At 49.9% G+C, this 15,752-nt stretch carries 17 protein-coding genes; 9 read left to right on the top strand and 8 right to left on the bottom strand.

Features of this window, described 5'->3' with window-relative positions; all coding sequences use genetic code 11:
• Nucleotides 1–52: 52 nt before the first annotated feature.
• Nucleotides 53–370 (top strand): DUF6241 domain-containing protein, encoded by a 318-nt coding sequence (locus KNO79_RS10005; RefSeq protein WP_214691203.1) that lies wholly within the window; start codon nucleotides 53–55, stop codon nucleotides 368–370.
• A gap of 28 nt (nucleotides 371–398) precedes the next feature.
• On the opposite strand, the gene KNO79_RS10000 is transcribed toward KNO79_RS10005, so the two are convergent.
• Nucleotides 399–1,991 carry a diguanylate cyclase domain-containing protein gene (locus tag KNO79_RS10000; RefSeq protein ID WP_214691202.1) on the bottom strand — a complete coding sequence of 531 codons (1,593 nt, stop codon included), beginning with the start codon at nucleotides 1,989–1,991 and terminating at the stop codon, nucleotides 399–401.
• Between the two features lie 123 nt (nucleotides 1,992–2,114).
• Here KNO79_RS10000 and KNO79_RS09995 point away from each other — a divergent pair, with 123 nt between their 5' ends.
• The 4 genes from KNO79_RS09995 to KNO79_RS09980 all read left to right on the top strand — a co-directional run bounded on the left by KNO79_RS09995 (nucleotide 2,115) and on the right by KNO79_RS09980 (nucleotide 5,068).
• Nucleotides 2,115–2,771: a DsbA family protein gene (locus KNO79_RS09995; RefSeq protein WP_074037614.1), complete on the top strand. Its 657-nt coding sequence runs from the start codon at nucleotides 2,115–2,117 to the stop codon at nucleotides 2,769–2,771.
• Between the two features lies 1 nt (nucleotide 2,772).
• Nucleotides 2,773–3,186 carry a disulfide oxidoreductase gene (locus KNO79_RS09990; RefSeq protein ID WP_047795569.1) on the top strand — a complete coding sequence of 138 codons (414 nt, stop codon included), beginning with the start codon at nucleotides 2,773–2,775 and terminating at the stop codon, nucleotides 3,184–3,186.
• Nucleotides 3,187–3,199: 13 nt separating this feature from the next.
• A complete protein-coding gene (locus KNO79_RS09985) occupies nucleotides 3,200–3,778 on the top strand; it encodes an SCO family protein (protein ID WP_031421282.1) in 579 nt (192 codons plus the stop codon).
• Between the two features lie 195 nt (nucleotides 3,779–3,973).
• Nucleotides 3,974–5,068 (top strand): MBL fold metallo-hydrolase, encoded by a 1,095-nt coding sequence (locus tag KNO79_RS09980; protein ID WP_214691201.1) that lies wholly within the window; start codon nucleotides 3,974–3,976, stop codon nucleotides 5,066–5,068.
• Between the two features lie 24 nt (nucleotides 5,069–5,092).
• On the opposite strand, the gene KNO79_RS09975 is transcribed toward KNO79_RS09980, so the two are convergent.
• The 3 genes from KNO79_RS09975 to trhA all read right to left on the bottom strand — a co-directional run bounded on the left by KNO79_RS09975 (nucleotide 5,093) and on the right by trhA (nucleotide 7,843).
• Entirely contained in the window at nucleotides 5,093–6,310 is a 1,218-nt protein-coding gene (locus KNO79_RS09975; RefSeq protein WP_214691200.1) for an MFS transporter, read from the bottom strand.
• A 104-nt stretch (nucleotides 6,311–6,414) separates the two neighbouring features.
• Complete coding sequence (locus tag KNO79_RS09970) at nucleotides 6,415–7,110, bottom strand: DsbA family oxidoreductase (protein WP_214691199.1); 696 nt, start codon at nucleotides 7,108–7,110, stop codon at nucleotides 6,415–6,417.
• Nucleotides 7,111–7,198: 88 nt separating this feature from the next.
• Nucleotides 7,199–7,843, bottom strand: a complete 645-nt coding sequence (trhA, locus tag KNO79_RS09965) for a PAQR family membrane homeostasis protein TrhA (RefSeq protein ID WP_214691198.1) — start codon at nucleotides 7,841–7,843, stop codon at nucleotides 7,199–7,201.
• A gap of 127 nt (nucleotides 7,844–7,970) precedes the next feature.
• On the opposite strand from trhA, the gene KNO79_RS09960 reads away from it, so the two are divergent.
• Nucleotides 7,971–8,489 (top strand): DUF1836 domain-containing protein, encoded by a 519-nt coding sequence (locus KNO79_RS09960; RefSeq protein WP_214691197.1) that lies wholly within the window; start codon nucleotides 7,971–7,973, stop codon nucleotides 8,487–8,489.
• A gap of 42 nt (nucleotides 8,490–8,531) precedes the next feature.
• Here KNO79_RS09960 and KNO79_RS09955 read toward each other — a convergent pair whose 3' ends face one another.
• The 3 genes from KNO79_RS09955 to KNO79_RS09945 form a co-directional block, all read right to left on the bottom strand.
• Nucleotides 8,532–9,146 (bottom strand): PH domain-containing protein, encoded by a 615-nt coding sequence (locus KNO79_RS09955; RefSeq protein WP_015881030.1) that lies wholly within the window; start codon nucleotides 9,144–9,146, stop codon nucleotides 8,532–8,534.
• 12 nt (nucleotides 9,147–9,158) lie between these two features.
• Nucleotides 9,159–9,992: an aldo/keto reductase gene (locus tag KNO79_RS09950; protein ID WP_031421296.1), complete on the bottom strand. Its 834-nt coding sequence runs from the start codon at nucleotides 9,990–9,992 to the stop codon at nucleotides 9,159–9,161.
• 61 nt (nucleotides 9,993–10,053) lie between these two features.
• Nucleotides 10,054–10,959, bottom strand: coding sequence for an MBL fold metallo-hydrolase (locus tag KNO79_RS09945; protein WP_230872783.1), 906 nt, complete (start codon nucleotides 10,957–10,959; stop codon nucleotides 10,054–10,056).
• A gap of 367 nt (nucleotides 10,960–11,326) precedes the next feature.
• Between KNO79_RS09945 and abc-f the strand changes: the two genes are divergently transcribed.
• From abc-f to KNO79_RS09930, 3 genes are all read left to right on the top strand, one after another.
• Entirely contained in the window at nucleotides 11,327–13,024 is a 1,698-nt protein-coding gene (abc-f, locus tag KNO79_RS09940; RefSeq protein WP_214691196.1) for a ribosomal protection-like ABC-F family protein, read from the top strand.
• Nucleotides 13,025–13,035: 11 nt separating this feature from the next.
• Complete coding sequence (locus tag KNO79_RS09935; RefSeq protein ID WP_214691195.1) at nucleotides 13,036–13,806, top strand: hypothetical protein; 771 nt, start codon at nucleotides 13,036–13,038, stop codon at nucleotides 13,804–13,806.
• A gap of 111 nt (nucleotides 13,807–13,917) precedes the next feature.
• The gene (locus KNO79_RS09930; RefSeq protein WP_214691194.1) at nucleotides 13,918–14,820 is read left to right on the top strand and encodes a cation diffusion facilitator family transporter; all 903 of its coding nucleotides are present in this window, start codon (nucleotides 13,918–13,920) and stop codon (nucleotides 14,818–14,820) included.
• Nucleotides 14,821–14,848: 28 nt separating this feature from the next.
• Here KNO79_RS09930 and KNO79_RS09925 read toward each other — a convergent pair whose 3' ends face one another.
• Complete coding sequence (locus KNO79_RS09925; RefSeq protein ID WP_214691193.1) at nucleotides 14,849–15,691, bottom strand: metallophosphoesterase; 843 nt, start codon at nucleotides 15,689–15,691, stop codon at nucleotides 14,849–14,851.
• Nucleotides 15,692–15,752: the final 61 nt, after the last annotated feature.

Genomic DNA, 15,752 nt, shown 5'->3' with positions numbered 1-15,752 from the left:
GAGTAAATATTTATGATGAAAATCAACGAGAAAAGACAATCGCGTCGATGCGATGCAACTGATCACCCATCAAAAAGTCTTGGCGACAGAAAAAGCGGGTGCCATCTCGATGACACATGAAAATCTGAAAGAGGTTCGTGACTATTTGGAGTTGTTGCGCGACAAGAATAAAATCAAAAACGATGACTATCTTCAACTCGGCGGAATCATTGAACGATGGGGACAAGCCATCTTCGATGAAATCGATAAAGAACAGGACGTATTGTTAGAGGAAATGTATGCTGTCATTGGATTCTTGAACGGACTGGCGACACGTGCAGAAAAAAGACGTGGATACGGAAACGGAAGAATAAGCAAAAGGAGTTCATAATGAACTCCTTTTGCATGGGGAAACGATGTCATGAGAGCGACTCATGGAAGGAAAGTTGGTGTTTCCCGTTCGCTTTTGACAGATATAATGCTTCGTCCGCTTGTTCGATAGCGATGTGTGGTGGTTCCGGTGGACTCCAAATGGACGCCCCGATACTAGCCCCGACTTTTACCGATACGATGTCTAGCGTAATCGGTTCAGAAATCATCTCGATGAGTGTGCTGCCGACCTCCCGAATCTGTTGGGTCGAACGCTCAGTCCTTGGGAACATGAGGAAGAACTCATCTCCGCTCAATCGGACGGGGTAAACCTCATCGATGGAAAGCGTCCGTAACCGGTGTGCGACCTCGACCAATACCTCGTCCCCGACCGCATGACCATATGTATCATTCACCGCCTTGAAGCCGTCGAGATCGAGATAAAAGAAGACGTACGGTTCTTGCGAGGTGTGTAGTTGATTCAGCTGTTCACGTAGGGCGACCCGGTTTGAAAGACCGGTCAGTGCGTCACGGTTTGCTAGTTTTTCAAAGTGTACCCGCTCCGATTCAGACTCTGTCAGGGAGGTGACGAGCGATTCGAGCGCGAACGCGAGCGACTCAATCTCTTCGATTCCTGATTGATGGGGGAACGTGTTCGCTTTCCCTTGTTCCATGAGCGAAGCCGTTTCGGTGATTCGCTTCAACGGTTTCGTCACGATCGAAGCGAGTAGCCAACCGAGTACAGCCGTCACAAGTGAGGCCAATAAACCAATCCATAGAATTCTCGTTTCAAGTGTCTCGACTGGTGCAAACGCGACTGCCGTCGGCTGACGGACGACGACCTGCCAACCAAGTCCAGGATATTCATCATATCCTTCTCCGATTGACATGCCTGTCAGATAGTCTTGACCGTCATCCCACTCTTTCACGGAGGCGTCTTCTGTAAAGGATACAGGGAGTGGTTTTCCGACCATGTCGTCTGGACCGAGGAGCACGACACTGTCTCGTTCACTGATGACGAATAAATCCGTATCATCGACTTGTTCATGAAGCGTTCGATTGAAATGTTCGAGTACTTCTTTCCCCCAGGCCCAGCTTAAATGAGTGGCAAGTACCCCTTGAAACGAGCCGTCCTGGAAAAGCGGGACACTGATATCGACGAATTGGAGCGGTTCTCCCGTCGGATTCGGCAATAATTCAGCTAAGAGAACTGCCTCGTGGACATCTCCGATAAATGGGGAATCTTGCGCTTCAAGATAAACCGGTCGTTCCGCAATCGATGCCCCTTCGAGAATCCCGTTCGTCGAAGCGACGACGGTCCCGTCCGCATCCGTGATGCCCATCCAAGAGAAGGCGGGGATGTTTGATTGGACTTGGTCGAGGAGTCGACGTGTCTCGTCTCGGTCTTCTAAATCGAGGCCTTGTAAGAGTTGGACTTCTTGATAGCGTGACCACATATAAAAATCGAGTTTGTCCGCCAATTGATGTGATGTCGTCGAGAGGCGTTCCCCGATTTCTTTCTCGAGCGCGTCAGATGCCCGGTGACTGATGAGGGAAGTGAGTGCGATCGTCAGTAAAAAGACGAGCGTGGCAATGCTGAGCGCCAAAATGAGTCCGAGGCGCATCGTAAAAGACTTGATCATGCGTAAATAAACCTCCTAAAGCTTGAATTAAAGAGAATTATGAAAAACGAGTCGATATCATGATAGGAAGAAGAGCTTCCGCTATAATGAAAGACGAGTCGAAAATAGATAGAGGTGAAGAGAATGAAAAAGAATCAATTGTTGGTCATCTTGACCATCGTCGCGGTCGCATTAATCGCATTGGTGTTCGTCTTACTCAACCAAGATGAGTCGACGACAGCTGAGCGTGGCGATCACGTCTCGATTGAAGGACAACCGACACTCGGAAACCCGGACGCAAAAGTATCGGTCGTCGAGTTCGGAGATTACAAGTGTCCTTCGTGTAAACAGTGGGGTGAAACGATTTACCCGCAACTGAAAGCGGATTATCTCGACAAGGAAGACGTCAGCTTCAGCTATATTAACGTCTTGTTCCACGGACAAGAATCGATCTTGGCATCCCTCGCTTCCGAGTCGGTATACGAGCAAGACCCTGAGTCGTTCTGGAAGTTCCATAAGGCGCTCTACGATGCGCAACCGGAATCACAACAACATGACAATGCGTGGGTGACCGTCGAGAAGCTGAAAGAAATCGCAGGCGAGACGACATCGGTCGACTTGGCGAAGTTTGAGCAAGACCTTGGGGAAGAATCGACCGTACTTGAAAAAGTCAGTACGGATGACGGTCTTGTAAAAGAGAACGGTGTTCAATTCACCCCGTCCATCATGATCAACGGCGTGATGCTCGAAGACCCGTTCGATTACGAAAAAATCCAAGAGCTGATCGAGCAGGATTTGTAAGATGAAATCATTTCTCGAAAAGTATGGGTTATACCTCGCTTGGCTCGTCTCGTTGACGGCGACGCTCGGCAGTCTCTACTTCAGTGAGATTCGGGAGTTCGTGCCATGTGAGCTATGTTGGATTCAACGTATCTTTATGTATCCGCTGACCATCCTCTTGGGAATTGCCGTCTTCACGGACGATCGGGCGGTTCGGAAATATGTGTTACCGCTTACTATCATAGGCGGTTTCGTATCACTTTACCATTACTTGGTACAGAAAGTGCCAGGTTTTGCAGAAATTCAACCTTGTGCACAAGGAGTTCCGTGTAGCGGTCAATACATTAACTGGCTCGGGTTCATCACGATCCCGTTCCTCGCATTGACGGCTTTCACGCTCATCACAATCCTCATGTGGAACGTCAAAAAGCGATAAGGAGTTGGCACGTGTGAAGAAATGGTGGATGATTGGTTTGACGACGATGCTCATCGTCCTAGCAGGATGTGGTCAAGAGATTGAGGATCCGCTCAACTGGGAAGTCGAATCGTTCGAATATACGAATCAAGATGAAGAAATGGTCAGTCTTGACGATTTAAAAGGGAAAGTGTGGATGGCGGATTTCGTTTTCACAAGCTGTGAGACAGTCTGTCCACCGATGACATACAATATGACAAAGCTGAATGAAGCGCTTGAAGAAGAGGGCGTCGAAGACGTGCAATTCGTTTCCTTCAGCGTCGACCCGACGGTGGACACTCCGGAGAAGATGAAAGAGTTTATGAGTGGCTATGACCTTGCGAAAGCAGATTGGCAGTTCCTCTCAGGCTACTCGCAAGACGAGATTGAAACGTTTGCCCAACAGAACTTCAAGGCGCTCGTCCGGAAGCCTGACGAAGGTACACAAGTCGACCACGGCACGTATTTCTATTTGGTCGACCAGGAAGGAAAAATCATCAAGGCGTATCCTGGTTTCCAAAACGTTCCGACCGAAGACATCATCAACGACATTAAAATCTTGCAAAAATCTTAACCGAAGACCTGCTCCACCAAACACGGGTGGGCAGGTCTTTTTGGTTTAAGAGAACTGCTATAATGGAATAAGCAGAATGCTCAATGAAGAGCACGCCATTTTTTGAAAGATAGGCGAATCAATATACTTTCTCGTATTGAAACGGCGAAGGCACGCTATAATCAATTCAACGAACTATTAGAAAAGAGGACCTACATGAAAAAGACGATGTTGCTCTCATTGGTTGGAATGGCGGCTGTCACCGGAACGATTCTGACACAGTACAAACCACTTGGACGAAAGCCGAAATCGCTTCAATCTCCGAACCGGATCAATGGAAAGTTCCGTAATCAATATGAGACACCGATGAACTTCTCTACGCAAGACATGGTGTCGATGGCGCGCGACTATCGTGATGTGACGTCACTGCGTAAGCCTACCGAACGTCTTCCGATCGTGCCAATCGATTTTGAGGAGAAGACGGGCTCGAGTTTCACAAGAATCTATTGGCTCGGTCATTCGGCGCTCATGGTACAAATGGACGGGAAGACGATGCTCGTCGATCCGATGTTTGGACGTAGCCCATCCCCACTCCCGTTCGCTAAAAACGAACGCTTCAGTGAAGACTTGCCGTTCGAACTCGAGGACTTGCCCGAAATCGATGTCGTCTTATTGACGCATGACCATTACGACCATCTCGATTATGGAACGATTCTTGCCATCAAAGACAAGGTCGCCATGTTCATCGTACCGCTCGGGGTAGGGAGTCATTTGAAACGATGGGGTGTCGGGGCAGAACGAATCGTAGAACGGGATTGGGGCGAGTCGTATGCGTTCGGGTCGTGGACATTCGTCTGTACGCCGGCGCGTCACTTCTCCGGTCGCTCGTTGACGGACCGCAACAGCACGCTGTGGGCGTCGTGGGTCGTCCTCGGTGAGACGGATCGGCTCTTCTTCAGTGGGGACAGTGGCTATGCTCCGCATTTCAAGATGATTGGCGAACAGTACGGACCGTTTGATTTCGCTGCACTCGAATGCGGGCAATATGATGTGCGCTGGCCAGACGTCCATATGCAGCCGGAAGAGACCGCGCAAGCGTTTCACGATTTACGGGCCGACCAAATGATGCCGATCCATTGGGGGGCGTTCACGCTCTCGTTTCATGATTGGTTCGACCCGGCAGAACAGATGTCGTCTCTTTTACCAAAAGAAGTCGTCCTCACTCCGAAAATCGGGGAGAGAATCACGCTCGACGGTCGGAATGATACGACGGCGTGGTGGCGAGAGCTCGAAGACGCAAACAAGCGATGACCTCGGTCACCGCTTGTTTTTTTGTTAGGAAGACATCTTCTCTGTGGAATCTTCCTCGATATGCAATTGATGCTTTCTCGTGTATACAAGAAATGCGCAGGTCATCGCAATCGAACTAATTCCAAACAAGACGACCATGAGCTGAAGTCCAATCAAATCGAGGAAGAATCCTGTCACGAGAAGGACGACTTGGAAGATGATCCGGTCGAGCATGTTTCGGAACGAGAAGAAACGACCGTGATATTCTTTTGGCATCCGTGTCTGGAAAATCGTGACCGCCGTCGGGAAGAAACATCCGACCGAGAAGCCGAAGAGAACGAACGCAGCAATGGACATGAACGGGATGTCCGCAAAATAGAGCATCAGTTGGGCGACACCGATTAAAAACGAGAACGAGAATAAAATCGAGAACGCCGAGAATTTTTCTCCGATCCGTTTAATCATAAAGGCACCTGTCATGAAGGCGAGTCCCTCTGCCGTATAAATCCATCCTTTAATCGCCGTCGAATCTTGCAACTCACTGATGTTGATGACGAGCAAGTTGAATCCTCCGATGAAGAGGAGCGGGATGAGCGTCATGACGAGTGTCATGAAGATGACTGGAATCGATTTGATGATTGGGAAGACGTCTTTGAAACCGCTCGACGCTTTCGCATCGACCTTTTTCGCCGAGGGCGTTTTCGTCTCATCGAGTTTCAAGAAGAGCGTCGCGACCGCTAGCAACAGGTAGGCGACGAGCGAGAGCGCGTAGACGTTACGGAGCGAGATCAGTGTCAAAAGGACACCTGCAATCGCCGTCCCGATGACACGCGACAAGGTAGACACATTCATATGAACGCCGTTCAAGGCAAGAAGCTCCCGTTCCTTCACGATGAGCGGAATCGCTGCCTGGAGGGCAGGGAAATAAAAAGCGGCCGATCCTTGTAAGATGATTAAAAAGACGACCATCCACACGACCGAATTCGTCTCGATGGCGACGAACATGAAGATTACGCTGAGCGCCCGGACGATGCTCGAGATGAGCATGATTTTTTTCTTAGAACCTTGGTCGGTCAAGCGACCCGCGAGCGGACCGATGGCGACCCCGGCAAGTAAGCCGATGGCGAGAATGACCGCCTTCACAAAGTCAGAGGGGACACGGTCTTGCATAAATTCCAAGTTCCCGATGATGCCGAGCCATAGACCAAGACCGGCGACGAATTCGCCCGTCAAGATGATCCAGACGTTCCGATTTTTCCACATAAATGTATTCCTCGATTCTTATCTGTTGATAATAATTATGCTTGAGAATGATTCATTTAGCCACAAAAAAGAAGCCGAACGTCGGCTTCTTCATCAATCAAAAATCAAATATCACAGTTGTCGTCGGTGCACGTCGCGCCGTTCGAAAGGACTTGAATCGTCGGATTGTTCTCAGACCAGACTTTTTCGAGCACTTGCGTGAACGCTTCCGTCGGCTGAGCACCAGACACCCCATATTTGTTGTCGAATACGAAGAACGGGACACCAGTGATGCCGAGGTCGCTCGCGCGTTTTTCTTCTGCACGTACGTCTTCCGTATACAGGTCAGTCGTCAAGACGTCACGCACGGCGTCACGATCGAGTCCGACGCTTGTCGCGATTTCAAGCAGCACATCGTGGTTCCCGATGTGTTTCGCGTCGACGAAATACGCCTGCAGCAACGCTTCCGACAATTCTTTTTCTTTCCCGACCGTTTTCGCGTAATGTGTCAAACGATGCGAGTCGAGCGTACCCGTCACGACCATGTTCTCAAAATCGTAATCGAGTCCGACTTCGCGGGCCTGTGCAGCGACTTGTGCTGTCGTTCCTTTTGCCTGTTCAATCGGCATCCGATATTTCGTTGCGAGTGCCTCATAGATGGTACGTGAATCATTCGTCGGGGCGTTCGGGTCGAGCTCGAAACTCTTGAATTCGACTTCCACTTGATCCGCCTGTGGGAACTGTTCGAGCGCCTCTTCTAGACGACGCTTACCGATATAACAAAACGGGCAGACATAATCTGACCATACTTCAATTTTCATGATGAATCCCTCCTGTCCTTAGTGTAGGAAATCTTGAATTCAAAGTACAGGAAACGGCTCATGAAAAAAAGCCCTCCACGAGGAGGACTTAAAAGACGTACCAGAACACACAGACGAAGTGGGCGAAGCTTCCGAACAAGATGAACAGATGGAACACCTCATGGAAGCCCCAGCCGCGCCAGTTGACGAATTTTGGCTTGAACCCGTAAATGAGTCCACCAATGGTATACATGACGCCCCCGAGTACGAGCCAGAAGATGCCGGCGTTGCCAATCACTTCATGGAGCGGTCCGATAAAGAAGACGGATAGCCAGCCCATTCCGATATAGAGCGCGGTCGACAAGAAACGCGGGGCATGGAACCAAACGAGTTTGAAGACAATGCCGAACAAGGCGAGTGCGTGTACGGTACCGAAGAGGACCCACCGCGTCGGTCCCTCGAGAGCGAGTAACGTGAGTGGCGCGTATGTACCCGCAATCAATGCGTAAATCATCGCATGATCGATTCTCCGGAAGAAAGCGATGACGTTCGGCGAGGCGATGATGCTATGGTAAAGACCGGACGATAAATAGAGAAAGACGAGGCTGATCCCAAATAGAATCGCTGCCATAATCGCGAGTGGCGAGCCAAGTAGTGAGGCTTTGACGACCATGGCAATCAGCGCGATGAAAGCGAGTACCGCGCCGGCGAGATGCGTCAACGCGTTAATCGGTTCTCGGAAAATCGAATTCATGTAAAACACTCCTTATCACATCATGTAGTATCGATAACTACATGATATACTGAAAAGGGACAAACAGCAAGGTATACCTTTCGACAAGTCGCAGTTTTCATTATACTGAAGAGGTGAGGTGAGACAGATGAAAGCAAAACAGATTACCGAGACGGAAGGGACGCTTCCGAGAGAAGTGTTACCGACAATCGATTTATACATGGATCAGGTCATCCAATTGTTCGAGCAACATTATGACAAGATGAAGCGGAACGAAGATGAGACTATTTTGACGAAGACGATGATCAACAACTATGCGAAGGGTAAGTTGTTCCATCCTGTCAAAAATAAGAAGTATACGAATGAACATCTGATGTTGCTCAGTTTGATTTATGAGATGAAAGGCCTTCTGTCAATCAGTGACATCAAGGAGACACTCCGCCCTTTGAACGAGTCGGACGAGACGTTTTCACTTGAGGACTTCTACGAGGCGTATCAGGCGCAGAAAGTGAAGAATTTAGAAGCGTTCGAAGTTCAGGCGGACACGCTTTTGAATGCATCGGTCGAAAAAGAGAATGGTATCCAGCGGTCGCTCGCTATTGCGTCTGCCGTTCACATGAGCCACTTGTATCAGCGATTGGCCGAGCAGTTAATTGATGAGAACTAAAACAACTCCTCCGAAGACAAATCGTCTGCGGAGGAGTTGTTTTTAGTTATTGATGTATTTTTCGTAAACCGTACCGAAGTCTTTACGGTTCCATTCATGATAGTGACGTTGTAGCCAATCGAACGATTGCTCGTTCAATTCCTTGAACGTGTTCGGGACGTTCATGTCACCTTCACGGAGTCCGCTCAAAATCGACACCGAGTGTGTGAGCGACGTATTCGCATACTCCATCATGCGACGGCCTTCTCGCTGAATCTCTTCAATCGCAAGGAGTGCCTTGTACAAATCTTTCACGTGCTCGATTTGCTTCTTGTTGATATCGATTGAGTATGGCTTGTCGCCGATTGTGAATTTGACTTCGACATCGAGGTCGACGGTACCGGCTGTCTCGAACATGACGTGCTTAATCGGATAGTGTGCGTAAGGGTAACGATACAGAACTCGTTTCGAACTCATCGCGCTCGTCCCGTCGAGGTGAATCATTCCTAAGTTTGTAAAGCAGTACTCATCCGATTTTGATTTGATCAAGAAGTAGATCTTTTCGTTATCCTCATGGAGGACGTAATCATCCGAGTCCGCCTTATCGAAATCGGACGGGTCGATCACCTCACCGATGTCGCTGAAGCCAGTCAAATCAGAAGCTAGTTTTTTGAACATGTCATTCACTCCTCAGTAATGGATTTTATGCATCTCTTTCGGGTCGGACCCGGTCCGCTCGTCACGATTGAGCGCATCGATGGCCGCCATCTCTTCTTTCGTCAACGTGAAGTCGAATACCTGTATGTTTTCTTTGATTCGACTCGGTGTGACCGATTTTGGAATCACAGCGACTCCGTTCTGTAAATGCCAACGCAAGATCACTTGAGCCGGTGACTTGCCGTGAGCGTTCGCAATCTTGACAATCGTCTCATCTTCGAGCGCTTCGCGTCCTTTCATGAGTGGACTCCACGCTTGAATTTGGATGTCATATCGTTTGCAGAATGCAATTAGTTCTTTCTGAGACAAATATGGATGGATCTCGACCTGGTTCACGGCCGGGACAATCGAGCAAGATTGAATGATTTGTTCCAAATGCTCGATCTCAAAGTTCGAGACGCCGATTGCTCGGACGCGTCCTTCTTCATACAATTGTTCGAGTGCTTTGTACGTTTCGACGAATTTACCGAAACGAGGCATCGGCCAGTGGATGAGGAACAAGTCGACATACTCGAGTCCGAGCCGATCTAGGCTATCCTGAAACGCTTGGAGCGCCTCGTCGAATCCGTGAAACTCGTTCCAAAGCTTTGTCGTCACAAAGACGTCCTCTCGTGGGATGCCTGCTTCACGAAGCGCTTGTCCGACACTCTCTTCATTTTGATAAATCGCAGCCGTATCGATCAATCGATAGTCTGCATCGAGCGCAGCTTTGACCGTATCGACCGTCACCGCGCCATCTTCGACCTTATAGACACCGAGCCCGAGCATCGGCATCTTGACGTCATTATTCAACGTCGTCCATTCCATAAAAAATCCCTCCCTCTCGTCTATAACGTTACCGAAATTTTGGATGAAGGGAAAGGAAAAACTACAGACGGATGCTTTCCCCGTGCGCCTTGATCACAATTTGGTCACGGTCGAGTTTTGCGGCCGCGACGAGACGATGATACGGTTCCTCGACAGGCTCATAAGAAAGGACGAACGTGTCCCAATGCATCGGGAAGAAACGCTTCGCTCCACTCTCTTTGTACATCATCCAAGCCTGTTCCGGAGTACAGTGCGCTTCCTGGAACGAGTCCGGTTGATAGGCACCGATGGGGAAAAAGGCGAGGTCGATCGGTTCACGATCGGCGAGTCCTTTGAAGGAGTCGGTGTACGCCGTGTCTCCTGCGAAGAGCATACGAATCCCTTTGTATTTGAGCAGGTACCCGTTGTACCCCATATGTTTGTCCCACGGGAAACGGTTGCCCCAATGCTTGACGGGAATGGCGCGGACATCGAGCCCGTTCGCAAGTGTCACTTTGTCATGTGGATGCAGTTCGAGCGTCTGCAGACTTGGGTATCGGCGCAACAGGCGGCTCGTCCCAGGAGCAGAGACGACAATCGTCTCGCGAGTGATGAGTCGCTTCAAACTTTTATGGTCAAAGTGGTCCATATGGGCATGGCTGAGTAGGATGACATCGACCGGGCCGACCTCCTCAATGGAGAGGGCCGGAGCGGTGTGACGTTTCATGCCGACTGTCAGCGGTCCGAGATGGACACCGATTCGTTTTGAGAAGACGGGGTCTGTTAAAATCTTGAGCCCATACCAATGAATGAGGACCGTCGAATGCCCGATCCACGTCGCCTGCACATGCGTCTCATCAATGGTTGTCAGTTCTGGACGTTCAGGCCATTTAAAACGCGGACGGGGGAGCCGTCGTTTGAATCGTGTATAGAGAAACGTTCCGACGCTCGCCAAGACGGCACTCGGAACGAGGATGCGTCGACGCATCATGCATCACCTCACTGTTCGAATATACTGTCATCATATCGCGAGGACAGGTGCACCGCATCCGCCTAAAGGAGTAGAAAAAATGGGAGATTGTGGGGTACACTCTTGCGAATCCGCTTTCAATTTGATAAGGTGGCAGTAACTTAGGAAAGAGAGGTATACCGTGCCATGAAAAATACACGTTCACTCCAACGATGAGACGAATCATCACTGTTCGCTTGAACAGTCACGGGTGAAGTGTGTCCATTTTTTCAAATACGGGAAGCGCTCGTTTTCCTCTTTGAACGGATTCCTTCACACCACCGCTTTGAAGCGGATGGTGTTTTTTGTTTCATCGCGTATCGGATTCATAAGCGAGGTGAAACAGATGTTAGCAGTAAAACAAGTCCGGTTTGACTATGACCGGAAACCATTATTTGACGCGGTCTCGTTCGAGGTCGCGGCTGGAGAGCGTGCCGTATTATTCGGACTGAACGGGAGCGGGAAGACGACGCTCTTCCGACTCGTGACAGGGGAGTTGACCCCTCAAGCCGGGAAGATTGAACGTCAAGGAGAGGTCGGACTCGTCCGACAGACCATCGAATCGACAGACATGACCGTACTTGAGTGGACGATGCGCAGTGATCCAGAACGATATGCGCTCTATGAAGATGTTTCTTCTGGTGACGAGATGCGTGTCATGCGGTCCTATGAACGGGCGCTCGCACTCGATGTGTACAACTTGGAACAAGAGGCGACAAGAGCATTGACTCGACTTGGGCTGGAGGAGCACCTCTTCCGAAACATTAACGAGTTAAGCGGAGGCGAGAAGACGCGAGCTCAGCTCTCAACACTGACGATGAAGCGGGTGGACCTCGTCCTGCTCGACGAACCGACGAACCATCTCGATCTCGAGTCGATTGACTGGCTCACGAAGTGGTTGAACCAGTTCAAGGGGACAGTGCTCATCATCTCACACGACCGTCAACTGATGGACGATGTCGCAACGACCATTCTTGAACTGTCAGAAGGCCGGGTCACACGATATCAGGGAAACTATACGGCGTATAAGCATCAAAAAGAAGAAGAACGCGTGCGTGATGAGCGAGCTCGTGCTCGATACGAGAACCGAAAGGCAGAACTGCTCGAGATGATTGCCCAATATAAAGGATGGCATTTGAAGGCGAAAGCGACAGCGAGTGTCCGCAGTCCAGGAGCGCAAAAGGGAGCGGCCAATCTCGCAGTCAAAATGAAGGCGAGAGAACAGAAGTTAAGGCAGCTCGAAGACAATCGTCCACAAAAACCAAAAGAGGAGAAACCCATCTCCGTCCGTTTTGCGGCGGATGAGCTCGAAGCGAAGACGTGGCTGACGTGTGAGGATGTGACGTTTGGATACGACAATCCGTTTTATGAACCGTTTTCCTTCTCGATGAATAAAGGAGAGCGGATCTCGATTATCGGACCGAACGGAAGCGGAAAGACGACGTTATTAAACGTGATGATCGGCGAAAGATTACCATACTCGGGCGTGATTAAGCGACATCCTCGTCTGAAGATCGGATATTTCTCTCAAACGCTCGAGCGTCTCCCGGAGACCGGGACGTTACTTGAGGCGTTACTCGCCAATAGTGAGATCGGAGAGACGGAGGCGCGAACGTTGCTCGCTCACTTCTTGTTCCGGCGAGATGAAGTGCACCGACCGATTACCGAGGCGAGCATGGGGGAAAAGTGTCGAATCGCGTTTCTCATCTTGTACTTCTCGGATGCCCATCTGTTGGCATTAGATGAACCGACGAACTATTTAGATGTGGCGACACGCGAACAAATCGAGGCGGCCTTATCCGTCTATCCGGGTGGATTATTGTTGATTTCCCACGACCGCTACTTTCATCGTCTGACTTCGCGCACGATTGAATTAGGAGAGCACATTGTCATATGTGAGAACGATGAGCGCGATGAACCGGTCGATGTCGAACAAATGGTCAGAACGATGGACGAATTGACAAAAGATGAATTGAAATTTTTTGATGAAGCAGGAAACCTCCTACCATTTGACGAAACGAGTGAAATGAATCGAATCGAGTAGGAGTGAAGAACATGAATGGAGGAAGATTGTCGCGTGCGACGACGCGGAAGCGTAAACGCGTGTTCCGTATCACGACGGCATTGGCATTAATGCTCGCCTTGGTCGGGATCATCGCGTTCGCGGCACTGATTGACAAGAAACAGGACTCGGCTTTACCGGAATCTGATGAGATTGCCACGGAAATGGTCGACTCCGAGTCGGAACAACCGGCTGATGCTGATGCTGATGCTGAGACGGAATCAGCAGATAAGATTTATATCGGACAACCGTATACGAAAGTATACGCGGATGACCGGGTCACGGTCGTTTATGAAGCCGACTTGGGTGATCGATTTGAACGGTTGGAGACGGTAAGTGGATTTGTGAAAGTTCAGTTGAACGAGCGGTTGACCGGCTGGGTCACAGAAGAAAGTGTGACGACAGAGGCGACAGCTTTATCGGATGACGAGGTGATTGCCGCTTGGCAACAAGTCGTCCCAAACGCTTCGGAGTCCGTCCTCGACTGGATTGGGAAAGATCTCGAAACCGTCCGTGCGGAGCTTGGCAGTCCTTCTGCCGTTCAACGTGACCAAGTGAACGAGTATCATTTCTATGATGGATTCTTCCTCATGGTCCGGGACCAAAAAGTACGGGCCGTGGATTGGGACAAACAAGTAACCGCGACGCCAGACTTACAACCGACTCGCGAACAAGCGACCGGAATTTGGTTCGAGGGTGAGACGGTCCAATTGAAACTGTTCCCTTATAGCGGCGTCATGCGTGTCCGTCTGGAGCAAAAATGAGACAAAGCGGGAGAGTTCATTCTCCCGTTTTTTTATTGTTTTTCATTCAAATGAACGTTTGAATGTTTGGTTAAAATGGAATAAGATAAACAGTAGAAGGAGGAGTCAGTTATGGGACATCATCATGATCACGACCACCATCACCATCATTCGACGAATCAGCGGGCGCTCTTACTCGCCTTTCTCTTGATTGCGGCGTTCATGGTCGTCGAAGTGATCGGCGGACTATGGACGAACAGTTTGGCGCTATTATCGGATGCGGGTCATATGCTAGGAGATGCGGCTGCGTTAGGACTCAGTTTCCTCGCTGTCCGATTTGGGGCGAAAGCGGCGACACCGAACCGGACGTTCGGGTATCGACGTTTCGAGATTTTAGCGGCATTCATTAACGGGCTGACACTACTCGTCATCTCGGTCTATATTCTTGTCGAGGCATACCAACGAATCAGCGCGCCACCAGAAATTCTAAGTGGTGGAATGCTTGTCGTCGCCATCATCGGGCTACTCGTCAACATCCTTGCCGCCTGGATTTTAATGCGCGGGGAGAAAGATAATTTGAACGTGAAGAGTGCGTTGTTACACGTATTCGGAGATTTGCTCGGCTCGGTCGGAGCCATCACGGCAGCAATCCTCATCATGTTGTTCGGATGGACGTGGGCGGACCCGGTCGCAAGCGCCTTTGTTGCGATTTTGATTTTAATCAGTGGTTATCGTGTGACGCGTGACGCCATTCATATCTTGATGGAAGGGTCGCCGGAACAGATTGACGTCCGGGCGATGCAAGAAGAGATTGCTAAAGTTGACGGGGTGAAAGAAGTGCACGACTTGCATGTCTGGTCCATCTCGTCGAGCGAACATGCGGCTACTTGTCACGTTTTAATTGGAGAAGAGACGGATGATCAAGACGTCTTGAGACAAGTGACGGAACGAATCCGGAAATACGGGACGTTCGAACGTTCGACGGTCCAGATTGAACGGGAACGACAATGTTGTGAAGAACGAATCATCTGGTAAGAAAAACGGACACTCGCTTGAGTGTCCGTTATTTTCCGTTCACATCGATCACGACAATCTCTGGTGGATTGTAAACACGTGGAATGTTGAAGCTGTAATTGAATCCCCGTCCAATCACATGGGTGAACGTCTCATGCTCATAGAGTCCGCCGGCGTATTCAGGAAAGAATCCTTGGTCAGGTGCGAATAATCCGTTCATCAAATAAGGGATTCTCACTTGCCCGCCATGAGCATGTCCGGACAAGACGAGGTCGAATGGAAGTTTAGCATACGTATCGACTTGTTCGGCACGGTGCGAAAGAAGTACCTTGAACGTCTCATCGGGGGCGATGTCCTGCATCGCCGCAGTCGACTCCGCATCCCAATCCGTATAAATATTTTCTCTGAACCCACGAAGAGGATCTTCTAGCCCGCCGATGACGAGGTCGATTCCATTGATGGTGACCGTCTCCCATTCGTCTTCGAGAACGTTGACACCGTATGAGCGAAACACGTCTTTCACATTGTGACGGACATAGTCATCCGATCCATCGATTTCATGGTTGCCGGTCACGAAATACATCGGCGCAATCCCTTCAAGCCCTTCGATTAGTTCGAAGGCGGGTTCAGGTGAACGATATCGGTCGAGTAAATCGCCCGGTAAAGCGATGAGGTCCGGTTTCTGTGCACGAACCTGGTCGATCAAAATCGACTGTTTATAACCGTATGAGGCGCTGTGTAAGTCGGAGAGGAGCACGATGCGGAGTGACTCATCTGCTGACAGTTTATCGGACGTCACGTCATACGTCCGGACGGTCAACCCATTGTACGTCGCCGTGAACAACAAAATGCCGAGTGCAACAAAAAGAAGAGTCGATTTATGTTTCTTCATCAGTGCTCCCTCCTTCCTTAATCGTGTCTTTAATCTTACTCCGATAGGCAGGGTTAAGCAA

Source organism: Exiguobacterium sp. s43 (assembly GCF_018617255.1).
Taxonomy (GTDB): Bacteria; Bacillota; Bacilli; order Exiguobacteriales; family Exiguobacteriaceae; genus Exiguobacterium; species Exiguobacterium profundum.
This window is presented reverse-complemented; position numbering and strand designations above follow the sequence as displayed.

Bases quoted from the DNA above. Each gene is read 5' to 3' on its own strand.
- KNO79_RS10005 (WP_214691203.1), top strand. From the start codon at position 53: ATGCAACTGATCACCCATCAAAAAGTCTTGGCGACAGAAAAAGCGGGT.
- KNO79_RS10000 (WP_214691202.1), bottom strand. From the start codon at position 1,991: ATGATCAAGTCTTTTACGATGCGCCTCGGACTCATTTTGGCGCTCAGC.
- KNO79_RS09995 (WP_074037614.1), top strand. From the start codon at position 2,115: ATGAAAAAGAATCAATTGTTGGTCATCTTGACCATCGTCGCGGTCGCA.
- KNO79_RS09990 (WP_047795569.1), top strand. From the start codon at position 2,773: ATGAAATCATTTCTCGAAAAGTATGGGTTATACCTCGCTTGGCTCGTC.
- KNO79_RS09980 (WP_214691201.1), top strand. From the start codon at position 3,974: ATGAAAAAGACGATGTTGCTCTCATTGGTTGGAATGGCGGCTGTCACC.
- KNO79_RS09975 (WP_214691200.1), bottom strand. From the start codon at position 6,310: ATGTGGAAAAATCGGAACGTCTGGATCATCTTGACGGGCGAATTCGTC.
- KNO79_RS09970 (WP_214691199.1), bottom strand. From the start codon at position 7,110: ATGAAAATTGAAGTATGGTCAGATTATGTCTGCCCGTTTTGTTATATC.
- trhA (WP_214691198.1), bottom strand. From the start codon at position 7,843: ATGAATTCGATTTTCCGAGAACCGATTAACGCGTTGACGCATCTCGCC.
- KNO79_RS09960 (WP_214691197.1), top strand. From the start codon at position 7,971: ATGAAAGCAAAACAGATTACCGAGACGGAAGGGACGCTTCCGAGAGAA.
- KNO79_RS09955 (WP_015881030.1), bottom strand. From the start codon at position 9,146: ATGTTCAAAAAACTAGCTTCTGATTTGACTGGCTTCAGCGACATCGGT.
- KNO79_RS09950 (WP_031421296.1), bottom strand. From the start codon at position 9,992: ATGGAATGGACGACGTTGAATAATGACGTCAAGATGCCGATGCTCGGG.
- KNO79_RS09945 (WP_230872783.1), bottom strand. From the start codon at position 10,959: ATGCGTCGACGCATCCTCGTTCCGAGTGCCGTCTTGGCGAGCGTCGGA.
- abc-f (WP_214691196.1), top strand. From the start codon at position 11,327: ATGTTAGCAGTAAAACAAGTCCGGTTTGACTATGACCGGAAACCATTA.
- KNO79_RS09935 (WP_214691195.1), top strand. From the start codon at position 13,036: ATGAATGGAGGAAGATTGTCGCGTGCGACGACGCGGAAGCGTAAACGC.
- KNO79_RS09930 (WP_214691194.1), top strand. From the start codon at position 13,918: ATGGGACATCATCATGATCACGACCACCATCACCATCATTCGACGAAT.
- KNO79_RS09925 (WP_214691193.1), bottom strand. From the start codon at position 15,691: ATGAAGAAACATAAATCGACTCTTCTTTTTGTTGCACTCGGCATTTTG.